Below are 19,122 nucleotides of genomic sequence, written 5' to 3'. Positions count from 1 at the left end.
CGTTGCCACAAATTGCCACGATTGATCTTGGGTCGGTCCGATTCCGGACATCGGCCAGACCGTCCGCCGCCTGAACATCCGCGGGGACCCCATACGGAGGATCGAGATGAAGGCGGCAGGGATCGGCATCGTTCTGCAATTCGTTGCATTCATGGTGTTCGCCCAGACGGGCGAGGCGCCGTCCGAACCCATCGCCGAGGTCGATCTGTTTTCCCCGCAAGGGGAGATGCGCGGAGTGCGGCAGGCCACGGCGCGTTTCACTGTGCCGATGGTGGCGCTCGGCGATCCTCGTCTCGCCGATCCATTCGCCGTGACTTGTCCCGCTGCCGGCAAGGGCCGCTGGGCCGACACTCGTCATTGGGTCTATGACTTCGATGCCGATCTGCCGGCGGGCCTGAGCTGCACCTTCCGTCTGCGTGACGACGTGCGCAGCCTGAGCGGCCAGGCGCTGAACGGTCCTCGCTCATTCAAATTTACGACCGGTGGACCGGCCATCCTGGACTCCTATCCCGACGAGGGTTGGCAGGTGGACGAGGAGCAGATCTTCCTGCTCAAGCTGGCCGCGCCCGCCACGGCGAAGTCGATCGAAGCGCACGCCCACTGCGTCGTCGACGGCATCGAAGAGCAGATTCCGCTGGAGGTGCTGGCAGGCGAGCCCCGGGCCAAGATGCTCGAGGAGCGCAGCTCGCTCGGCTACCAATATTTCCAACTGCTGTGGAAGGACGGCCGGATCTCAAACGCCAGACTTCGCAAGGAAGAAGTCGATCACGCCGAGGAGCGGATCGCGGTGGTTCGTTGCAAACGTCGCCTCGCGCCGGCGACGCAGATGCGCTTGCACTGGGGCAAAGGTGTCACGACCGAGAGTGGCGTGCCGATGGGTCGCGATCAGGCGCTGGTGTTCAAAGTTCGTCCCGCATTCACGGCGCGCGTCGAATGCACCCGTGCCAATGCTCGGGCTGGATGCATGCCGATGGAGCCGGTGCGCGTGATGTTTAGTGCGCCAGTGCCTCGCGATCTGGCGCTCGCCGTGCGGATTCGCACGCAGGACGGCGACGAGCTTCGTCCGCACACCACCGAGAAAACCGCGCCGATGGTCGAAGACATCACCTTTGCCAGCCCGTTCCCAGATGCGTCGACCGTTGTGGTCGAGATGCCGGAGAGTCTTCGCGATGACGCCGGCCGAGCGCTGGAAAACGCCTCGCGTTTTCCTCTGGACCTGCGTATCGACGAGTATCCGGCGCTCGCGAGATTTCCGGCCTCCTTCGGCATTCTCGAAGCCGAGGAGGGTGGCGTGCTCCCGGTCACGCTGCGCAATGTCGAGCCCGAGCTCGGCGGCGGACGAGAGGAACTGCCTGCGAAGTCGTTGCGAATCGGCGCGGATCCCGCAGCGATCGCGAATTGGTTGGAGCGCCTGCGTGAGGTGGAAGAGCGCTCGGGCACATACGTCAAGAATCCGGAGCTCCATAGCGGCGACCAGCCGATGATCTGGCGCGAGATGACCGGCACGAGATCGGTGTTCGTCGGTACGCAGGACGTGACATCCGGGTTCACGCTGACCAAACCCTCCGGGCAAAAGCCGGCGGAAGTCATCGGCATTCCGCTGAAGCAGAACGGCTTCTATGTCGTCGAGATCGGCAGCCGGCTGCTCGGCCAGTCGCTGCTCGGACGCGATCAACTGCGGTATGTGGCCACGTCCGCGCTGGTGACCAATCTGGCCGTGCACTTCAATTGGGGACGCGAGAGTTCGTCGATATGGGTCACGCGCCTGGATAACGGTCAGCCGGTCAAGGACGCCGCGATCACCATCGTCGACTACTGCGGCGGCGCCAAGCGTGCCGAGGCGCGCACCGATCGCGACGGCATCGCGAAGATCGCCACGTCACTGGGCGAGCCTCATGAGAGCGGCTATTGCGGTTACGGTCCCTCGCCGCTGCTGGTGCTTGCTCAGCAGGACGAGGACTTCAGTTTCACTCTGTCGAGCTGGAGCGAAGGCATCGCGCCCCATCGATTCGGGTTGCGGACGTCCTCGGAGTGGCAGGCCAACATCTATCACACCGTGCTCGATCGGGCATTGTTTCGCGCCGGCGAGACGGTGTCGATGAAACATTTCCTGCGCCGTCACGATTCGACGGGCATGAGTTTGCCGGCGTCGGCGTCTGGCACTCGCAAAGTTCAGATCTCTCATTCCGGCAGCGGACAACAATATGAGCTCGAGGCGCAGTTCGACGCCGACGGCGTGGCCGAAAACACATGGACGATTCCCGCCGAAGCGAAGATGGGCGATTACCAGATCGCCCTCGCCGACGGCAAGAGCTTCCATCAAAGCGCGGGGTTCAAGGTAGAGCAGTTCCGGCTGCCTTCCATGCGCGCCAGCGTGGTCGGGTCGGCGCAGCCGCTCGTACAACAGGATTCCGCCGTGCTCGATTTGCATGTGGCTTATATGTCCGGCGGCGGCGCATCAGGTCTCGCGACCAAGTTGCGCACGGTGGTCGAGCCGCGGCGTATGCAGTATCCCGGTTATTCGGACTATCAATTCGGCGGCGCGCCGGTGAAGGAAGGCATTCGCACGGGCGATTCCTCGTATTTCTATTCGGAGGACGAGGACGATGCCGATGTGCCCGCGCCAGCCGCGAAGGTGCAGGTCTTGCCGGTGACGTTGGATGGCGAAGGCGCGGCACGTGTGACTGTAACTGGCCTGCCACGTCTCGACACTCCCGCGCAGCTCACCGCCGAGCTCGAATACGCCGATGCCAACGGCGAACTGCTGACTGCGACAGGGCGTGTGCGCCTCGTTCCTTCGGAACTCAGCGTCGGTATTCGTCGCGACGGCTGGGTAGCAAGCAGCGAAGAAATGCGCTTCCGCGTGGTGGTGCTGGGCCTCGATGGGAAGCCGCGCGCCCAGCAGGCGGTGAAGGTGTCGATGTATCAATCCACCGCGTACTCGTATCGCAAGCGTTTGATCGGCGGCTTTTACGCGTATGAAACAACGCGCGAAACCAAGCGGCTGCCGGTGACCTGCGATGGTGTCACCAACGAGCAGGGTCTCGTTATGTGCGATGTCTCTCCGGGCGTGAGCGGCGAAGTGCTGGTGCGCGCCGAAGCCGCCGACGCGCAGCAACGCGTGGCTGGCGCGACTTCTTCCTTCTGGGTGGCGGGCAAGGACGATTGGTGGTTCGCCGGGACGCAAGGCGATCGCATGGACGTGCTGCCGGAGAAAAAAGAATACGAAGCGGGCGACACCGCGCGCTTCCAGGTTCGAATGCCGTTCAGGGAAGCGACGGCGTTGGTGACGGTCGCGCGCGAGGGCGTGCTTTCGAGCTTCACGGTCCGGCTGAAAGGTCAGGCGCCCATCGTCGAAGTGCCGATCGCCGACGCTTATGCTCCCAATGTATATGTGTCGGTGCTGGCGGTGCGTGGGCGCGTCGAACGCAGCGGACGAAAGTCTAAAGCCGACGGCCAGGAAGAAGTCACGGCGCTGGTGGATTTGAACAAGCCCGCGTACCGGCTCGGCATGGCGAAGATCAATGTCGGTTGGAAGCCGCATCGGCTCAACGTTCGCGTGACGCCGGATCGCAGCGTGTACAAGGTCGCCGAGAAGGCGGCCGTGCAGGTGCATGTGGAGCTTGACAACGGTCAGCCGCTTCCTGCCGGCACGGAGATCGCACTTGCCGCCGTCGATGAGGCGCTACTCGATCTCGCGCCGAACCCGACCTGGGATTTGCTGGCCGCCATGATGGGAGAGCGCGGTGTCGAAGTGTGGACGTCGACGGCGCAAATGCAGGTTGTGGGCAAGCGTCACTACGGTCGCAAAGCCGTGCCTCATGGCGGCGGCGGCGGTCGTGAACGCGATCGCGCTCGCGAGCAATTCAATAGCCTGCTGCTCTGGCAGGGCCGGGTGAAGCTGGATGCGCAGGGCAATGCGTCGTTGCAAGTGCCGTTGAACGATTCGTTGTCTTCGTTCCGCGTCGTGGCGGTGGCTCATGGGTCCGATGATCTGTTCGGCACGGGCACGGCCTCGATTGCCACCAGTCAGGACCTGATGCTGCTGTCGGGACTGCCGCCGCTGGTGCGCGAGGGCGACCGTTTCGCGGCGACATTCACGTTGAGGAACACGACCGATCGACCGTTGGTCGTGGAAGCGCAGCCGAAGGTTGCAGAACTGGGCAGCCGTTCGCTGCCGGTTCGGAAAGTGGATCTTCCGCCGGGTCAGGCGCGCGATGTGACTTGGGACGTGGTCGTTCCCGTCGATGTTTCCAATCTGACTTGGGACGTGACGGCGAAAGTGTCCGACGGCTCGGCCACCGATCGAATCAAACTCAAGCAGGCCGTGATCGCGGCCTACCCGGTGAGAACGTATCAGGCGACCATCTCGCAACTCACCGCGCCGCTGTCGATTCCCGCCGAGCGGCCGGCCGGCTCGATCAAGGGAAGGGGTGGCCTTGAAGTCACATTGCGCGCTCGGCTCGGTGACGGGTTGGATGGCGTGCGCGAATACATGACCTGGTATCGCTACACCTGCCTGGAGCAGCAGTTATCCCGCGCCGTGGTTCTGCGCGATGAAGCGCTCTGGAAGTCATGGACCGAGCGGTTGCCTGCTTACATGGACTCGGACGGGTTGCTGAAATATTTCCCGAGCGACTGGTTGTGGGGCGACGATACGCTGACCGCGTATGTGCTCGCCATCGCGCATGAAGCGGACTGGCAGTTGCTGGAGCAGGACAAAGATCGCTTGATCAATGCGCTGACGCGCTTCATCGAAGGCAAACTGGTCCGCGGCTCGCCCTTGCCGACGGCCGATCTGACAATTCGCAAGATGGCGGCGATCGAAGCATTGTCTCGTTACGGCGCGGCCCATGCGCAGATGCTGGAGAGCATCGATATCGCGCCGGATCTGTGGCCCACCTCGGCGGTGCTGGATTGGCTGAGCGTGTTGCGGCGGGTGCCGGACATTCAAGCTGCGTCAGAACGGCGCGAACAGGCGCTGGGCATTCTGCGCTCACGCTTGAACTTCCAGGGTACGACCATGGGCTTCTCCACCGAACGCAACGACGCGCTGTGGTGGCTGATGATTTCGGGAGACTCCAACGCGAACCGCATGCTGCTCTCGGTGCTGGATGAGCCGCAGTGGCGCGAGGACATTCCGCGGCTGGTTCGTGGCGCCATGGGACGGCAGCAGGAAGGACATTGGAACACCACTGTCGCGAACGCCTGGGGCGTGCTGGCAATGGAGAAGTTTTCCGCGGCCTTCGAATCCGTCCCGGTGATGGGTGCGACCGACGTGCGTTATGCCAGCAAGCAGAAGCAAGTCCAGTGGCCGACCAAGGCGAGCAGCGAGGAGATCAACTTGCCTTGGCAGGAGGGGCTTGCCTCGCTCGATGTCGCTCATCAAGGCACGGGCGCGCCCTGGGCGATCGTTCGCGCGACAGCGGCGTTGCCGCTCGATAAGCCGTTGTCCTCGGGCTACAAAACGACTCGCACGGTTACGCCCATCGAACAACAGACGCCGGGTCGTTGGACGCGAGGCGACGTGGCGCGCGTGACGTTACAAATCGAAGCGCAGTCCGACATGAGCTGGGTTGTGGTCGACGATCCGGTGCCGGCGGGCGCAACGATTCTGGGCAGCGGGCTCGGGGGTCAATCCGGGTTGATGACCAAGCAGGAACGTCGCGAGGGTTGGGCATGGCTCGCGTTCGAGGAACGGAAGTTCGATGCCTTCCGTGCGTACTACCGCTTCGTGCCGAAGGGAAGCTGGACCGTCGAATACACGGTGCGCTTGAACAACCCCGGAGAGTTCAAGTTGCCGGCGACGCGTGTCGAGGCGATGTACGCGCCGGAGATGTTCGGTGAGGTGCCAAATGCCGTGCTGGCGGTGGAGCCGCAGCCGTGAGAATCCGACGGGCCATCATCATCGGTGCTGCTGCGGCCTTCATCGCGCTGTGCGGTGTTGTGATTGCATGGCCCCAGCGCGCGCCGTCCTTTGATGATGTGCGCGCGCAATTCACTCCGTCAGATGCTTTCCTGCTCGATCGCAATGGCGAGGTGATCGATACGGTGCGAATCGACATGAAGGTGCGGCGCTTCGAGTGGCAACCCTTGAGCGCTATCTCGCCTGCATTCGTGTCGGCTGTCATTCGAGGCGAGGACGCGCGCTTCTATCAGCATCACGGCATCGACTGGCGCAGCGTGCTGGGCGCGATGCGAGATCGCTACCTGCGTGGCGAGCATCGAGGCGCGAGCACGATCACGATGCAGTTGGCGTCGCTGTTGCGTGAGTCGCCTAGAGCTCGCGAAGGACTGCAGGCGTGGTCGCACAAGCGCAATCAGATTCGGCTGGCGCGCGCTCTGGAATCGAGCTGGACCAAAGAGCAGATCCTCGATGCCTATCTGAATCTCTTGCACTATCGAGGCGAGTTGCAGGGCATCGCCGCGGCTTCCTACGTGCTTGCCGGCAAGGTGCCATCGGGACTGAGTTTGTCGGAAAGCCTCGTTATCGCGGCGCTGTTGCCGCAGCCGGGAGCGTCGCCGGACCGAGTGGCAGCGCGGGCCTGCAGCCGTGCGCGAGTCGCGAACATCACGATCGATTGCGGCGAGATCAAGCTTGCCGCCATGACGCTGCTGTCGAACGAATTCGAACGATCCGCTGCGCCTCAACTGGCCCCGCAGCTTGCGAATACGCTGCTCAGCTCGCCTGGCCAGCGTGTGCAAACGACCATCGACGCCGGGCTGCAACGAACGGCGCGCGATGTGTTGGAACAGCAGCTCGGTCGCCTCGCCGATGAAAACGCGCGAGACGGTGCGGTCCTCGTCGTCGATAACGAGACGGCGGATGTTCTTGCATACGTCGGCTCGGCAGGGCCGCAGTCGCGTGCCCGGTACGTGGACGGCGTGAGAGCCTTGCGACAGGCGGGGTCGACGCTCAAGCCGTTTCTTTATGCACTCGCCATGGAGCGACGCTATTTGAACGCGGCTTCGCTGGTGAAGGACATGCCCGTGCATCTGGACACGGCCACCGGCGCATACATCCCGCAGGATTACGACAAGGAGTTCAAAGGCCTGGTCAGCGTGCGCACGGCGTTGGGCAACTCACTCAATATTCCGGCGGTGCGCACGTTGGTGCTGGTCGGCGTCGAGCCGTTTCGGGATCGGCTGTATGCGCTCGGCTACGAGCACATCACCGAAGCGGGCGACTACTACGGTTACTCGTTGGCGCTCGGCTCCGCTGAGGTCAGTCTCTGGGAGCAGGCGCAGGCGTATCGCACGCTGGCTCGGGGCGGTCGCAGTTCGCCGTTGCATGTGGTGCCGGAACAGCGCCAGAAAGAGGAGCGGGCGCTGCTGCCGGCGGATGTGAGTTTCATCGTAGCGGACATGATGAGCGATCCAGCGGCGCGCACGCTTACCTTCGGCGTCGACAATCACTTGAACACGTCGTTCTGGAGCGCCGTGAAAACTGGCACCAGCAAGGATATGCGCGACAACTGGTGTGTCGGATTCTCTTCGCGGTACACCGTCGCAGTCTGGGTCGGCAACTTCGAAGGCGACTCCATGCACGATGTCAGCGGCGTCACGGGCGCCGCGCCCGTGTGGAGCGAGATGATGAGCAGATTGCATCGGAATGTGCCTTCGATCGCGCCTGCGCCTCCGCCCAACGTTGTAGCAGTGTCCACCCGGTTTGCCGATAACGTCGAAGCGCCTCGCCGTGAATGGTTCACGAGCGATCAGCAGAGCGCTCCAAAGGTCACTGTCGCGTTGGCCGCTCCCATCCCGCGCATCGCCAGCCCCGCGAACGGCATGGTGATCGCGGTCGATCCGGATATTCCCCCCGCGTATCAGAAACTGCCCATCAGCACCGAAGGCGCGACCCGCTCGATGCGCCTGAAACTCAACGGCTCCGAGCTCGCTCGCGCCGATAGCGTCACGCTGTGGACGCCGAAGGCCGGCTCCTATGCATTGGAGCTTGGCGACGAGCAGGGCAAGGTGCTGGATCGGATCGTGTTCACGGTGCGCTGAGAGTCGGTCACACGGAGGTTTCGTGCGTAGAGTTCTGCTAGCGATGTTGGCGGTGTCGCCCGGCCTTTCCGCGGCCGACTTCTATCTCTATCCCGACCGCATCGAGCTCGATGCCAGGTGCGACATGCCGATCGAGGTGCTCACAGCCGTGGAGGCCGAGAACTCGGACCCGGAATACGGCGAAGCTGGCAAAGCCAAAGCAGCGGCGGGTGTGGATCTGAACGGCGACGGTCGCTGCGAAATCATGTTGACTCCGCCGCGAATCTACTTGGGCACCGGCTATCCGTTCACCACGGTCATGATCGAACGTGAAGGCAACCGAGTCTCCATTGGCGACTTCGTCGGAGGGCCCGATGGCTGGTGGTATGGCGTGCCTCGCAACGGCTACGCCCGCATCTTCGTACCGACAAACGTCGGACATCGCACCAATCCGGAATTCTCCACGGCCGTCTATGCGTTCGATGGCGAGAAATATGTCCTCGAGTCCGGCAAGACCGCCACTCATGGCTATCATCTGGACGCCGGCCTCAGGGCATATCGCTCCGGCGACTTCGCCACCGCCGAGAAGCACTACAAGAATGCCTATCGCATGAACCAGGAACCGACGCTGGCGGACGCCAACAACCTCGCTCTGGTCTGGTCCAAGCAGGGCAAGCTCGATGAAGCCAAAGCGCTGCTGGAACATCATCTGTTGGATGAGGCGGACTCGGATCAATTGGCTGCTGCGTACTTCAACCTCGGCCTCATCGAAGAGCGCAAAGGCAATCGCGCGGCGGCGTTGCACGACTTCACTCGTGCGTATGAGATCGCGCCGACGCGGGCGCGCGACGAAAAGCTGCGCGAACTCGGTGCAGAGCGGCCTCGCTAAGATTTTTCTGGACTGAGCACATAACGATCCCGACGCATTCCTGCTCGCGCGGAATCAATCAAGTGCGCGCTGGCCGCTGTTTCCGCGGGTGGGTCACGAATAAGGTAGCACCCTATTCAAAACCCACCTGGGAGCAGTCATGAAGTCACATCTAATTCTGTTATCCGCGGTCCTCGCGAGTACGGCGGGATCGGCCGTTGCGGACAATGCGCTCGCGAGCGAGAAGCTAGGTCATCATCCGGCTGTGCTCGTCGCGAATACCTGGAACGCGCGGGGCATCGACACCAACACCTTTATCGTGGCCCATCCGGCGCGCCTGCAGTTGATCGGCACGACGGCAGGTGACAAGAGCGCACCGCGCGTGGCCGACGTGAAATGAGATGAGCCGCCGGAACTCCCAGCTCAGCTTGCTGCTTATTCATACATAGGGGCATGGATGAGCTGATGAGTACCGGTATCGAAACAGCCCGCGCACTTGCATTGCTGGTAACGGCCAATGCAGTGCCGGTGATCGTCGCCAGGCTCACGAACGAGCGCTGGGCGGCGCCGCTCGATTTCGGTTGCGTGCTGCCGGATGGCGAACGGCTGTTCGGCAGTCACAAAACCTGGCGTGGCCTCGCCTCAGGCATCGTGGCCAGCGCGGTGGCCGCCCAAATCATGCAATTGCCAGCCTGGGTTGGAGCGGGTTTCGCGGCGGTCTCGCTGCTGGCCGATGCATTGTCGAGCCTGGTCAAGCGCCGGATGAAGCTCGCGCCCGGCGCCGAATTCCTGGGCGTCGATCAGCTCGGAGAAGCGCTGTTGCCGCTAGTGCTGTTCGCGGAAGCGCTGTCAATCGACACCGAGCAAGTCATCATCGTCACTCTGATTTTCGTCATGGTCGACGTCGCCGCCGTCCGGCTGCGACGTCGTACCTGGCAATAGATCCTAGTTGTAATAGACGAACACCCGCGGCCCGACCACCACGTAGAATCCTTATCCCACAAGGCCCGGCTTCGACGTAGCTTCTGCAGCAGGGCGGCCATCGCGACCGCCGGATCCGGATCGTTTCCGGATCGCCTCAGGTTGGGGGGTAGATCTGAGTGGCGAGCGTGGCATCCATCATGAGCTTCGACGCCTTTTCGCCGTTGCATCGGCGGATCGGTCATTGCGCGTCGCTGCTTCGAAGCTCGTTGCAGCAGCCGATTTCTCTGGATCCCGGCCGGCGCGTCGAGGTCATGGGGCAGGCCACGCCGGTCCTGAAAAGCGGCAGCGCCGATCTGAATCTCGACTGCTCCATTCCGGATCGATTTACCCAGCAGACCGGCGTGACCGCCACCATCTTCGCCCGCAGCGGCGAGGACTTTGTCCGAATTTCCACTTCGATCAAGAAACAGAACGGCGAGCGGGCGCTCGGCACCAGCCTGAGTCGCGCGCATCCTGGATATAAGCGGCTGCTGAAGGGCGAATCCTATATGGGATACGCGACCCTGTTCGGCACCCAATATCTGACTCAGTACGACCCGCTCAAGAACGCCTCGGGCAACGTGATCGGCGCGCTGTATGTCGGCATCGATGTCAGCAAGCACGAGCCACTGAGCATCGGTTTGAAAATCGCCGCGGTGGTGCTCGTGCTGACGGCGGCGTTGTTCCTGATCGCACGTAACGTCCCCGTAGCTGTGGGCCTGATCGGTGCATTGGCGGTGGCGGCGATCGTGTATGTGCTCATTCACCGCATGGTCACCGAATCGATTGCGACGGCGAGAAAGGCCGCGCAACAGCTGGCGGCGGGCGATCTGACGACCCAGATACCTGTCGATCGCAACGACGAGATCGGGCAGCTGATGCAGGCGATCAACGGCATCAGTCAGGGCCTGGCGGAAATCGTCGGCAACGTTCGTAACGGATCGCAGGGGATCACGGTCGCGTCCGGTCAGATTGCCGCGGGCAATGCCGACCTGTCTCGTCGCACGGCGGCCCAGTCGGCGTCGCTCGAAGAAACGGCGGCCTCGATGGAGGAGCTGACCAGCGCGGTAAAGAACAATTCCGATAGTGCGAAGGCGGCTAATGAGCTTGCGCTCTCGGCCTATGACACTGCCGACAAGGGAAGTCGCGCAGTGGCGGAAGTCGTGGCAATGATGGGCACGATCAAACATCAGTCGGACGAGATCCATCGCATCGTCGAGGAAGTCGAGGGCATCGCCTTCCAGAGTAACGTTCTGGCGTTGAATGCCGCAGTGGAGGCGGCCCGCGCCGGCGAACACGGACGCGGCTTCGCCGTCGTGGCGACCGAGGTGAGAACGCTGGCGCAGCGATCAGATGCCTCTGCCAAACGGATCAAAGCGTTAATCGGCGAGTCCGTCGCACAAGTCGATGCCGGCAGCGCGCTGGCCGATCAGGCGGGCAGCACCATGACGGCCATTGTTACTTCCGTGCGCAGAGTGACGGACATCATGGGCGAGATCACATCTGCGAGCGCGGAGCAGGGCGAAGGCATCCAGCAGGTGAACGAAGCCATCGCTCAAATGGATACGATGACGCAACAGAACGCCGCGCTGGTCGAAGAGGCGTCGGCGGCCGCCGAAAGCCTGCACACACAAGCGCAGAAACTGTCGGACGCGGTCGCGGCGTTCAAGCTCAATCAATAAGAGATCTTCGCGTCACGGCAGCCGAAATGGTTTCCTCCTTCCTGAAAAGTCTCGACAAGCGCTAGAGTACGATGCCGTCGGACTGACTCCTGGCTTCACCATGACCTATTCCATTGTTTGCGAAATCCCCTCCATCGAAACCTATCGACGCCTGCGCACCGGCTCGGGCCTCAGCGCAAAGACGATCGAGGCGGCGGAGCGAGGGCTGCCGCGAAGTTTGTTCGCCGTGCAAGTGTTAGATGCGACGGGTCCCGTCGGCATGGGCCGCGTGGTGGGCGATGGCGGCTGTTTTTATCAAGTCGTCGACATCGCCGTGCTCGAGGCGCATCAGGGAAGGGGCATCGGCAAAACGATCATGACTGAGATTCTGAAGTATCTCGACGCCAACGTTCCCGAGAGCGGCTATGTCAGCCTCATCGCGGACGGCCAGGCGCAGAGTCTCTATGCTCGATTCGGATTCGTTCAGACCGCGCCCGACTCCGTCGGAATGGTGCTCAAGCGGCGTGCACCTGCAGGGTGAGTAACATCTTGGCCCGCAGGTCGGCCAGCGCGAACGGCTTGGCCAGCACAGGGTGAGATTTAAATTCCGGCGAGATCCCGCTCATGCCGTAGCCGGTGCTGAAGAGAAAAGGAATGCGACGGTCTTTGAGGAGGTGCGCGACTGGCAGCGCCGAGTGGCCGTCGAGGTTCAAGTCGAGCACCGCAATGTCTATCTCGAGAGTGCATGCGAGCGCGCACGCCTTGTCGAGTTGCGGCGCGGAGGCTGCGATTTCGCAGCCCAGGTCGAGCAGCATGTCCTCGATCAACAGTGCGATGGCTCCTTCATCTTCGACGACCAGAACTCTCAGGCCCTTGAGATCAGCCATGCGGAGCGCAGCGTGAGACAGGCAGGGTCATCTGGCAGCAGACGCCGCCGGGTTCGAAGGCGAGATCGAAGACGCCCCCCAGGTCGCTCTCGATACAGCGTTGCATCAGCCGAGTGCCGAAGCCGCGGCGAGTCGGCGGAGTGACTGACGGACCGCCGGACTCCCGCCACTGGATGATCAGAGTTTTGGCGTCCTCCGACAGCTGCCAGAGGACCGATAGCGCTCCTTGATCGGACGAGAGCGAGCCGTATTTCGTGGCGTTGGTGGCGAGCTCGTTGAGTGTCATGGTCAAACTCAGCGCCGCGCGCGGACTCAGATCGAGCCACGGGCCATCGATTGTCACGCGGCCGCTGGCTGCATTGGCCACGGGCGATAAGACTTCCGTGGCCAGCGGTCCGAGCGGGACTTGTTCCCAATGACGCTTGGTGAGCAGGTCGTGCGCCCGCGCCACCGCCAGCAGGCGGCTTTGGAATTTGGGGAAGAAATCGCTCAAGTTGTCCGAGTGCCGCGCCGTCTGCGCGGCCAGTGACTGCACCGTGGCGAGCGTGTTCTTCACCCGATGATTCAACTCGTCGATCAGAACCTTCTGTCGATTCTCCGCCTGTTTCCGGTCGGTGATGTCCACCAGCATGTTGATGGCGCCGACGAGCGTGCCATTCGCATCGTGCAGCGGCGTGGGATAAGGAATGAAAGGCACGCGCGTACCGTCGGGACGCTCCGCGATGGCCTCAGCGCCGCGAACGGGGCGATTCTCCTTCAGCGCGATCGCCATGGGACATTCATCGTGCGGCAGAGGCACGCCGTCCGGCGTATACAGGCGCCAGGTCACACACCATTCCTGACCGACGCGAGGCGTGCAGCCAGCCATGTCCACTGCGGCTTTGTTGTAAAACGTGATTCGTCCAGACGCGTCGGTGGTGTACACGGCGGCCGGGAGCGCTTCGAGCAGATCCCGCATCTGTCGTTCACTCTCGCGTTGGGCGTGCTCGGCCTGACGAAGCTCGGTTACGTCCATCGTAAAACATCGCGTGTTGACCATCCGCCCGTGTTCCAAGCGGCAGTTGGACGTGATCAGCACATGCTTGATGGCGCCATTCTTGGCTCGCAGCCGGGCGGGATACCGCTCCAGCTTCTGGCCGCACGAGAGGCGGTGCAGGATATCGCCGATGACCGGCGCATCGGCGTGGAACTCGGCGATGTGCCGGCCCACGTATTCTTCGGCCGTGTAGCCGAGCAGATCCAGCTCGGCCTTGTTGGCCCGCAGGATGATGCCGTCGCCACTGACGATGTGCAGACCGATGGCGCCGTTTTCGAAGAAGTCTTCGACATCCTGGATTCTACGGCGCAGTTCTTCTTCGACCGGACGTGGGCCGGTCAGAGGAATCTGTTCTACTGACATAAGTGCGATGTTTCCGACGGTCCCGGGGCGGAGACCGGGTGTCTTGTACTATTTGCCCGACAAACAGGGGCGAAAAATTGCAGAACCTACAATAACTCGATTCTCCGGCGGAAGTTCCCGCGGGGGAGAGAATCTATGCAATCGGGCGGGAACGCCCAGGGCCCCGCAATCCTTTGCATGTATATGGCCACCCCCGATGAACACAACGAACAAGTCGTCGTAATAACAGGAGCTTCTGGGGGCATCGGGCGCGCTGCGGCCCACGCATTTGCACGTCCCGGAGCGCGCATCGCATTACTTGCGCGAGGCGAGCGAGGCCTGGCGGCGGCCCGCGCGGAAGTCGAAGCGGCCGGCGCTTTGGCCCTGGCGATTCCGGTCGATGTCGCGGATGAGGCGCAGGTCGAAGCGGCGGCGGCGCAAGTCGAAAAGGAGTGGGGCCGCATCGATGTCTGGGTGAACAATGCGATGGTCACCATTTTTGGCCCGATCGGCGCGCTCACGGGCGAGCAGGTCAAGCGCGCCACCGAAGTGACCTATCTCGGCGCTGTCTACGGAACACTCAGCGCGTTGAAGCGCATGCGGGCACGCGACCGCGGTGTGATCGTTCAAGTCGGTTCGGCGCTGGCCTATCGAGCGATTCCCTTGCAAGCGCCTTATTGCGCAGCCAAGCATGCGCTGCGAGGGTTCACCGATTCGCTGCGTTCCGAGTTGCTCCACGACGGCAGCAACGTTCACGTGACCATGGTGCATTTGTCCGCATTCAACACGCCGCAATTCGATTGGGCGCTGAATCTGGTGGGCAAGCGGCCCATGCCGGTGCCGCCCATCTTTCAGCCCGAACTGGCGGCGGAAGCCATCGTCTGGGCGTCGCGGCACCGACGTCGCGAAGTGTTCGTCGGCTGGCCGGCAGTGAAAGCAGTCACGGGCAACAAACTCTTCCCGGGCTGGCTCGACCGCATTCTGGCCAAGCAAGGGTATGCGGGACAGATCACGCCAGAGACGACGCCGGCCGATGCGTGCGCGAATTTATATGAGCCATGCGACAATAATCCCGGCGCGCATGGCCGCTTCGATAGCGAAGCCCGCCGCAGTAGCTGGCAATGGCGGTTCACGCGCCATCGCCCGCTGGCGCTGGGCGCCGTCGCGGCGCTTACCGCGCTGGTTGCTTTCGCAGGTCATCGGGCGGTACGACGGCGTACGAGTCTTCATCCTTGGCGGTAATGAATGTTTCTGCATGAGCGCGGGCATGCCTGACCGGCCGATCCATCCGGCGTCCGAGGCACTGAATCGTCGCGCCCGCATTCCGGGCCGGCGCCTGTTCATCGGTGGCGAGCTGAGCGTCAAACGTACGCTGCTGCTGCGTTCCGCCCTGGTGGTGTTCCTGTTCCTGCTGGTGATTGCGGTCTTTTGGGTCGACCGCGACGGCCTGCGTGACAATCACGACGGCGAGATCTCGTTCGTCGACGTCGTGTACTTCACCATGGTGAGCGTGACGACGGTGGGCTATGGGGACATCGTGCCCGTCACGCCTCAAGCGCGTCTGGTCGATGCGGTGTTCGTGACGCCGATTCGCTTGTTCGTCTGGCTGATTTTCGTGGGCACGGCCTATCAGTTCGTGCTCCAACATCTGATCGAGGACTTTCGCATGCGCAGACTCCAGGCGCGATTGCAGGGGCACGTCGTCGTGTGCGGCTACGGACACTCCGGACGATGCGCCGCCGCCGAGCTTGCCGCTCGTGGCATGGACAAACAACACATCTTGATCGTCGATCTGGACCAGGCACGCCTGCAGGATGCGGCGGAGCATGGCTACATCGGCATCCTCGGCGACGCCAGTAGCGAGGAAACATTGCGCGAGACGATGCTTTCCCATGCGCGCGCCTTGATCGTTTGCACGGATCGCGACGATACGAACGTGTTGATCACGCTCACGGCCAGACACATTGCACCCGAAGTTCGGATCGTCGCCCGCGTCGAGGAGGCCGAGAACGACAAGCTGGTTCGTCAGAGCGGAGCGAACTCCACGGTGCTGCCTTCCCGCGTCGGCGGCATTCTCATGGCCGACTCGATCGAATCGAATCACCTGGCGACTTATGTGATGGACCTGATCAGCGCGGGCGGGCAGGTGACGCTCATCGAGCGCGCACCGCACGAGGACGAAGTCGGCCGACATCCCGCCGAGATCCATTCGCGCATCCTGCGCGTCGTGCGCGGGCAGCATACATTCAACTTCTGGGAGGCTGACCTGCGCATTCAGCCCGACGACAAGTTGATCGTGATTCGTCCCCCTGCAGCGGCGCCCGCGGCCCCTTGAGAATCGGCAGCGCGGCGACGCGTCATCCGTGCTCGACCATGTTGTTTCTACAACGTGGTGAGACGCAGTGGAAAGCACGAATGCGACGTCGGTCTCACCTGTCGTAGACAAGCCGTCGGAGGAAATGAGCGAGCTCACATCGCTCGGTCAAGCGCAATGCGATGTCTCGATCTCACGACGTCAGAAGAACCCTGCCCAACAACCGGCGGCATGGATTCACATTGACGGAACTGCTGATCACGGTGGCCGTGCTCAGCATCATCATGGCCATTGCGGTACCGAGCTATCGGCAGTTCGTGATCCGCGGCAAACGCTCCGCCGCGCAGTCGGTGATGATGGATGTGGCCAATCGCGAGCAGCAGTATCTGCTGGCCAATCGTGAATATGCGGACAAGGCGACGCTCGAGGCGAACGGCTTTGCGCTGCCCAGCGAGGTGAGCCAGAACTACACGTGGGACATCGAGCTCGGTGCGGGTCCGGCGCCGGCCTTCGTCATAACCTTCACCGGCATCGGTGCACAAGCCGCCGACAATCTGCCCGCGCCGCTGACACTCACCAGTTCCGGCGAAAAGGCTCCGCCAGAGAAATGGAAGCGATGAGCTCATCGATCGCGGGTGCGCAGCGAGGCACGACGCTCATAGAAGTGCTGGTGACCGTCCTGATTGTTTCCATCGGCCTGCTGGGGCTCGCCGGCTTGCAGCAACGCATGCTGCTCTCGGAGATGGAATCGTATCAGCGCGTTCAAGCGCTGCTTCTGCTGAACGACATGGCCAGCCGAATCGTCGTCAACCGCGCTAGCGCCGCCGAGTACGTCACCGATGAGCCGCTCGGCGCCGGCATGAGTTGCCCGACCGATCCAGCGACGCGACCGGAGATCGACGCGGCGGAATGGTGCCAGGCGTTGCAGGGTGCAGCGGAAGTCACAACAACGGAAAGTAATGTCGGCGCGATGGTGGGTGGGCGCGGTTGCGTCGAACAGCTGCCCAACAATGAATACATGATCACGGTGGCGTGGCAGGGGCTCGGCCCCGTGTCCGCGCCACCGTCCAGTGTCGCGTGCGGACAGGGCGAATATGACGACGATGGCGAATCGGACTGCAGTCAGGATCGCTGTCGGCGCGCGGTCACGACGGTCGTCCGCATCGCCAGCTTGAGCGCGCCGCCATGAAACGAGCGCGCGGCTTTACTCTCATCGAGCTGATGATCTCGATGGTCCTGTCGCTGCTCATCCTGGCGGCGATGATCGGGCTGTTCGTCAATACGTCGGCCAGCCATCGCGAAATGGAAAAGACCCATGGAGTGATCGAGAACGGGCGCATTGCCGCGCAGCTGTTGCAGGACGATCTGGTGCACGCCGGCTATTGGGGCGGCTACGTTCCTCAATTCGACGACCATGCTGTGTCGACGGCTCCAGCGGACGTTCCCAGCGTCATTCCGAACCCCTGCCAACCTTACGCCCCATGGAATAGCTCGCATCGAAACAATTTGCTCGGCATCGCCGTGCAGGCGGACGAAATCCTGCCGGCTGGGGCCACCTGTGTGTCGCCGCTCACCAAGAGAAACGGCACCGACGTGCTCACGATCCGCCACGCCGAAACTTGTGTGCCTGGCGAGGGCAACTGCGCACCCGACACGCCCGGCCGCTTGTACTTACAAAGCTCGTCATGCAAGGCCGAAAGGAATGCCGGCACGGCACAAGGCGCCGCCAGCAACACGTTAGTACTCTCTTACGGCGCTGCCACGAGCAGCAACGTATATGCCGGGCTCGCCATTCGCACGGTCTCTGGAACGGGCGCCGGCCAGCTGAACTCCGTTCTCACATACAACGGCAGCACCATGACGGCCACCATGAGCCAGCCATGGTCGATCGTTCCGGACACCACCACTACGTACGCTTTCGAATACATGCTCGGCACAGGATCGTTTCCGCTGCACGAGAGGGACTGCGTCGGTACGGGCTCGCCTCCGCGATTGCCGGTGACGAGCGGTACGACGGCCGACAAGCGCCGATTCGTCTCTAACCTGTATTACGTCCACGATTTTCCGCATCCGGATCGGGCGGGCGACGTGATTCCGACCCTGGTTCGCTCGCAGTTCGATGTTTCCGGCGGCACGCTCGGGCAGCAAGCGCCAGTGGCGTTGATCGACGGCATCGAAGGTTTCAGGGTCGAACTGGGGCTCGACAACGTCAGCGATTCCGGCGAAGCGGTGAACTACACGCAGGCCATTCAGTGGGCAGATGCAGAGACCAAAACATCTCCCAGGAACCGCGGCGACGGTGCGCCGGATGAGTTCGTGCGCTGTACCGTCGCCACGCCTTGCACGGCTGCGCAGCTCACGAATGTCGTGGCAGTGAAGTTATACATGCTCGTGCGGAGCCGCGACCGCACACCTGGCCACCTCGACAATCGCACTTACTGTCTCGGCGAGCTCGACGCGGACGGCGCTTGCCCCTTGGCCAGCACCGTCGCCGCCGCGAACGACGACTACAAGCGCCACGTGTTCTCCACCAGTGTGCCGCTGATCAATGTTTCGGCGCGCCGGGAAACGCCGCCATGAAGTCCCAACGTGGCGCCACACTTGCAATCGGTCTGATCATGCTGGTGCTCATCACTGTGTTGGTGACCAGCGCGTTCAATCTCAGCACCACGAATCTCATGGCGGTGGGCAATATGCAGTCGCGCGACCAAGCGATCGCGGGCGCCAACAAAGCCATCGAACAAGTGTTGAGCTCGCCGTTCACGGATGCGCCGGCGGCCCAGGTCATCGAGGTCGATATCGACAACGACGACGAGCCCGACTACGAGGTCACTTTCTCAGTCCCCGCTTGTGTCCGCGATTCCGAGATCGTCATCGCGGGCGGTGCCCCGAGCAGTGTCACGTTGGGCGAGAAGTTCGCAGTCGCGGGCAGCACCTTTCACCAGACCATCTGGGACCTCGCCGCCAGCGCGAGAGACCTCAAGGGCAGCGGTGCTTCCGTGCTAGTGCACCAGGGAGTGCGAGTGCTGCTGACACAAGCCGAATACGACGCCGCGTGTCGCTGA

15 protein-coding genes are annotated in these 19,122 nt (G+C 62.7%); 13 read left to right on the top strand and 2 right to left on the bottom strand.

The features are described from left to right. The first annotated feature begins 106 nt into the window (after window positions 1-106). From VGD45_RS00605 to VGD45_RS00575, 7 genes are all read left to right on the top strand, one after another. Entirely contained in the window at window positions 107-5,887 is a 5,781-nt protein-coding gene (locus tag VGD45_RS00605) for an alpha-2-macroglobulin family protein (protein WP_331153318.1), read from the top strand. After that, window positions 5,884-8,007, top strand: a complete 2,124-nt coding sequence (gene pbpC, locus VGD45_RS00600) for a penicillin-binding protein 1C (protein ID WP_331153317.1) — start codon at window positions 5,884-5,886, stop codon at window positions 8,005-8,007. Before VGD45_RS00605 ends, pbpC begins: the two co-directional genes overlap by 4 nt. Window positions 8,008-8,029: 22 nt before the next feature. Beyond that, complete coding sequence (locus VGD45_RS00595; RefSeq protein ID WP_331153316.1) at window positions 8,030-8,875, top strand: tetratricopeptide repeat protein; 846 nt, start codon at window positions 8,030-8,032, stop codon at window positions 8,873-8,875. Window positions 8,876-9,014: 139 nt separating this feature from the next. Further along, window positions 9,015-9,254: a hypothetical protein gene (locus VGD45_RS00590; RefSeq protein WP_331153315.1), complete on the top strand. Its 240-nt coding sequence runs from the start codon at window positions 9,015-9,017 to the stop codon at window positions 9,252-9,254. A gap of 65 nt (window positions 9,255-9,319) precedes the next feature. Continuing rightward, window positions 9,320-9,796 (top strand): CDP-archaeol synthase, encoded by a 477-nt coding sequence (locus VGD45_RS00585; RefSeq protein WP_331153314.1) that lies wholly within the window; start codon window positions 9,320-9,322, stop codon window positions 9,794-9,796. A gap of 179 nt (window positions 9,797-9,975) precedes the next feature. Then, window positions 9,976-11,499: a methyl-accepting chemotaxis protein gene (locus VGD45_RS00580; protein WP_331153313.1), complete on the top strand. Its 1,524-nt coding sequence runs from the start codon at window positions 9,976-9,978 to the stop codon at window positions 11,497-11,499. A 100-nt stretch (window positions 11,500-11,599) separates the two neighbouring features. Beyond that, window positions 11,600-12,019, top strand: coding sequence for a GNAT family N-acetyltransferase (locus VGD45_RS00575; RefSeq protein WP_331153312.1), 420 nt, complete (start codon window positions 11,600-11,602; stop codon window positions 12,017-12,019). On the opposite strand, the gene VGD45_RS00570 is transcribed toward VGD45_RS00575, so the two are convergent. Both VGD45_RS00570 and VGD45_RS00565 read right to left on the bottom strand, forming a co-directional pair. Then, complete coding sequence (locus VGD45_RS00570) at window positions 11,994-12,365, bottom strand: response regulator (RefSeq protein ID WP_331153311.1); 372 nt, start codon at window positions 12,363-12,365, stop codon at window positions 11,994-11,996. The genes VGD45_RS00575 and VGD45_RS00570 overlap by 26 nt on opposite strands. Further along, complete coding sequence (locus VGD45_RS00565; protein WP_331153310.1) at window positions 12,358-13,764, bottom strand: sensor histidine kinase; 1,407 nt, start codon at window positions 13,762-13,764, stop codon at window positions 12,358-12,360. Before VGD45_RS00565 ends, VGD45_RS00570 begins: the two co-directional genes overlap by 8 nt. Before the next feature lie 177 nt (window positions 13,765-13,941). Between VGD45_RS00565 and VGD45_RS00560 the strand changes: the two genes are divergently transcribed. From VGD45_RS00560 to VGD45_RS00535, 6 genes are all read left to right on the top strand, one after another. Continuing rightward, window positions 13,942-14,985 (top strand): SDR family oxidoreductase, encoded by a 1,044-nt coding sequence (locus tag VGD45_RS00560; RefSeq protein WP_331153309.1) that lies wholly within the window; start codon window positions 13,942-13,944, stop codon window positions 14,983-14,985. A gap of 13 nt (window positions 14,986-14,998) precedes the next feature. Beyond that, on the top strand, window positions 14,999-16,078 hold the full coding sequence (locus tag VGD45_RS00555) for a potassium channel family protein (protein WP_331153308.1): 1,080 nt from the start codon (window positions 14,999-15,001) through the stop codon (window positions 16,076-16,078). Between the two features lie 161 nt (window positions 16,079-16,239). Beyond that, window positions 16,240-16,677 (top strand): type IV pilin protein, encoded by a 438-nt coding sequence (locus VGD45_RS00550; protein WP_331153307.1) that lies wholly within the window; start codon window positions 16,240-16,242, stop codon window positions 16,675-16,677. After that, window positions 16,674-17,246 carry a type IV pilus modification protein PilV gene (gene pilV, locus VGD45_RS00545; RefSeq protein ID WP_331153306.1) on the top strand — a complete coding sequence of 191 codons (573 nt, stop codon included), beginning with the start codon at window positions 16,674-16,676 and terminating at the stop codon, window positions 17,244-17,246. Before VGD45_RS00550 ends, pilV begins: the two co-directional genes overlap by 4 nt. After that, complete coding sequence (locus tag VGD45_RS00540; RefSeq protein WP_331153305.1) at window positions 17,243-18,637, top strand: PilW family protein; 1,395 nt, start codon at window positions 17,243-17,245, stop codon at window positions 18,635-18,637. Before pilV ends, VGD45_RS00540 begins: the two co-directional genes overlap by 4 nt. Then, window positions 18,634-19,122, top strand: coding sequence for a hypothetical protein (locus VGD45_RS00535; RefSeq protein WP_331153304.1), 489 nt, complete (start codon window positions 18,634-18,636; stop codon window positions 19,120-19,122). The genes VGD45_RS00540 and VGD45_RS00535 overlap by 4 nt, the downstream gene beginning before the upstream one ends.

The sequence above is a fragment of the Steroidobacter sp. genome, from assembly GCF_036402275.1.
Classification (GTDB): domain Bacteria; phylum Pseudomonadota; class Gammaproteobacteria; order Steroidobacterales; family Steroidobacteraceae; genus Steroidobacter.
This window is presented reverse-complemented; position numbering and strand designations above follow the sequence as displayed.

Coding starts and splice junctions, on each gene's coding strand:
- VGD45_RS00570 (WP_331153311.1), bottom strand. CDS start 12,365: ATGGCTGATCTCAAGGGCCTGAGAGTTCTGGTCGTCGAAGATGAAGGA.
- VGD45_RS00555 (WP_331153308.1), top strand. CDS start 14,999: ATGAGCGCGGGCATGCCTGACCGGCCGATCCATCCGGCGTCCGAGGCA.
- VGD45_RS00535 (WP_331153304.1), top strand. CDS start 18,634: ATGAAGTCCCAACGTGGCGCCACACTTGCAATCGGTCTGATCATGCTG.
- VGD45_RS00585 (WP_331153314.1), top strand. CDS start 9,320: ATGAGTACCGGTATCGAAACAGCCCGCGCACTTGCATTGCTGGTAACG.
- VGD45_RS00590 (WP_331153315.1), top strand. CDS start 9,015: ATGAAGTCACATCTAATTCTGTTATCCGCGGTCCTCGCGAGTACGGCG.
- pilV (WP_331153306.1), top strand. CDS start 16,674: ATGAGCTCATCGATCGCGGGTGCGCAGCGAGGCACGACGCTCATAGAA.
- VGD45_RS00580 (WP_331153313.1), top strand. CDS start 9,976: ATGAGCTTCGACGCCTTTTCGCCGTTGCATCGGCGGATCGGTCATTGC.
- VGD45_RS00560 (WP_331153309.1), top strand. CDS start 13,942: ATGTATATGGCCACCCCCGATGAACACAACGAACAAGTCGTCGTAATA.
- VGD45_RS00540 (WP_331153305.1), top strand. CDS start 17,243: ATGAAACGAGCGCGCGGCTTTACTCTCATCGAGCTGATGATCTCGATG.
- VGD45_RS00605 (WP_331153318.1), top strand. CDS start 107: ATGAAGGCGGCAGGGATCGGCATCGTTCTGCAATTCGTTGCATTCATG.
- VGD45_RS00575 (WP_331153312.1), top strand. CDS start 11,600: ATGACCTATTCCATTGTTTGCGAAATCCCCTCCATCGAAACCTATCGA.
- VGD45_RS00550 (WP_331153307.1), top strand. CDS start 16,240: ATGTCTCGATCTCACGACGTCAGAAGAACCCTGCCCAACAACCGGCGG.
- VGD45_RS00565 (WP_331153310.1), bottom strand. CDS start 13,764: ATGTCAGTAGAACAGATTCCTCTGACCGGCCCACGTCCGGTCGAAGAA.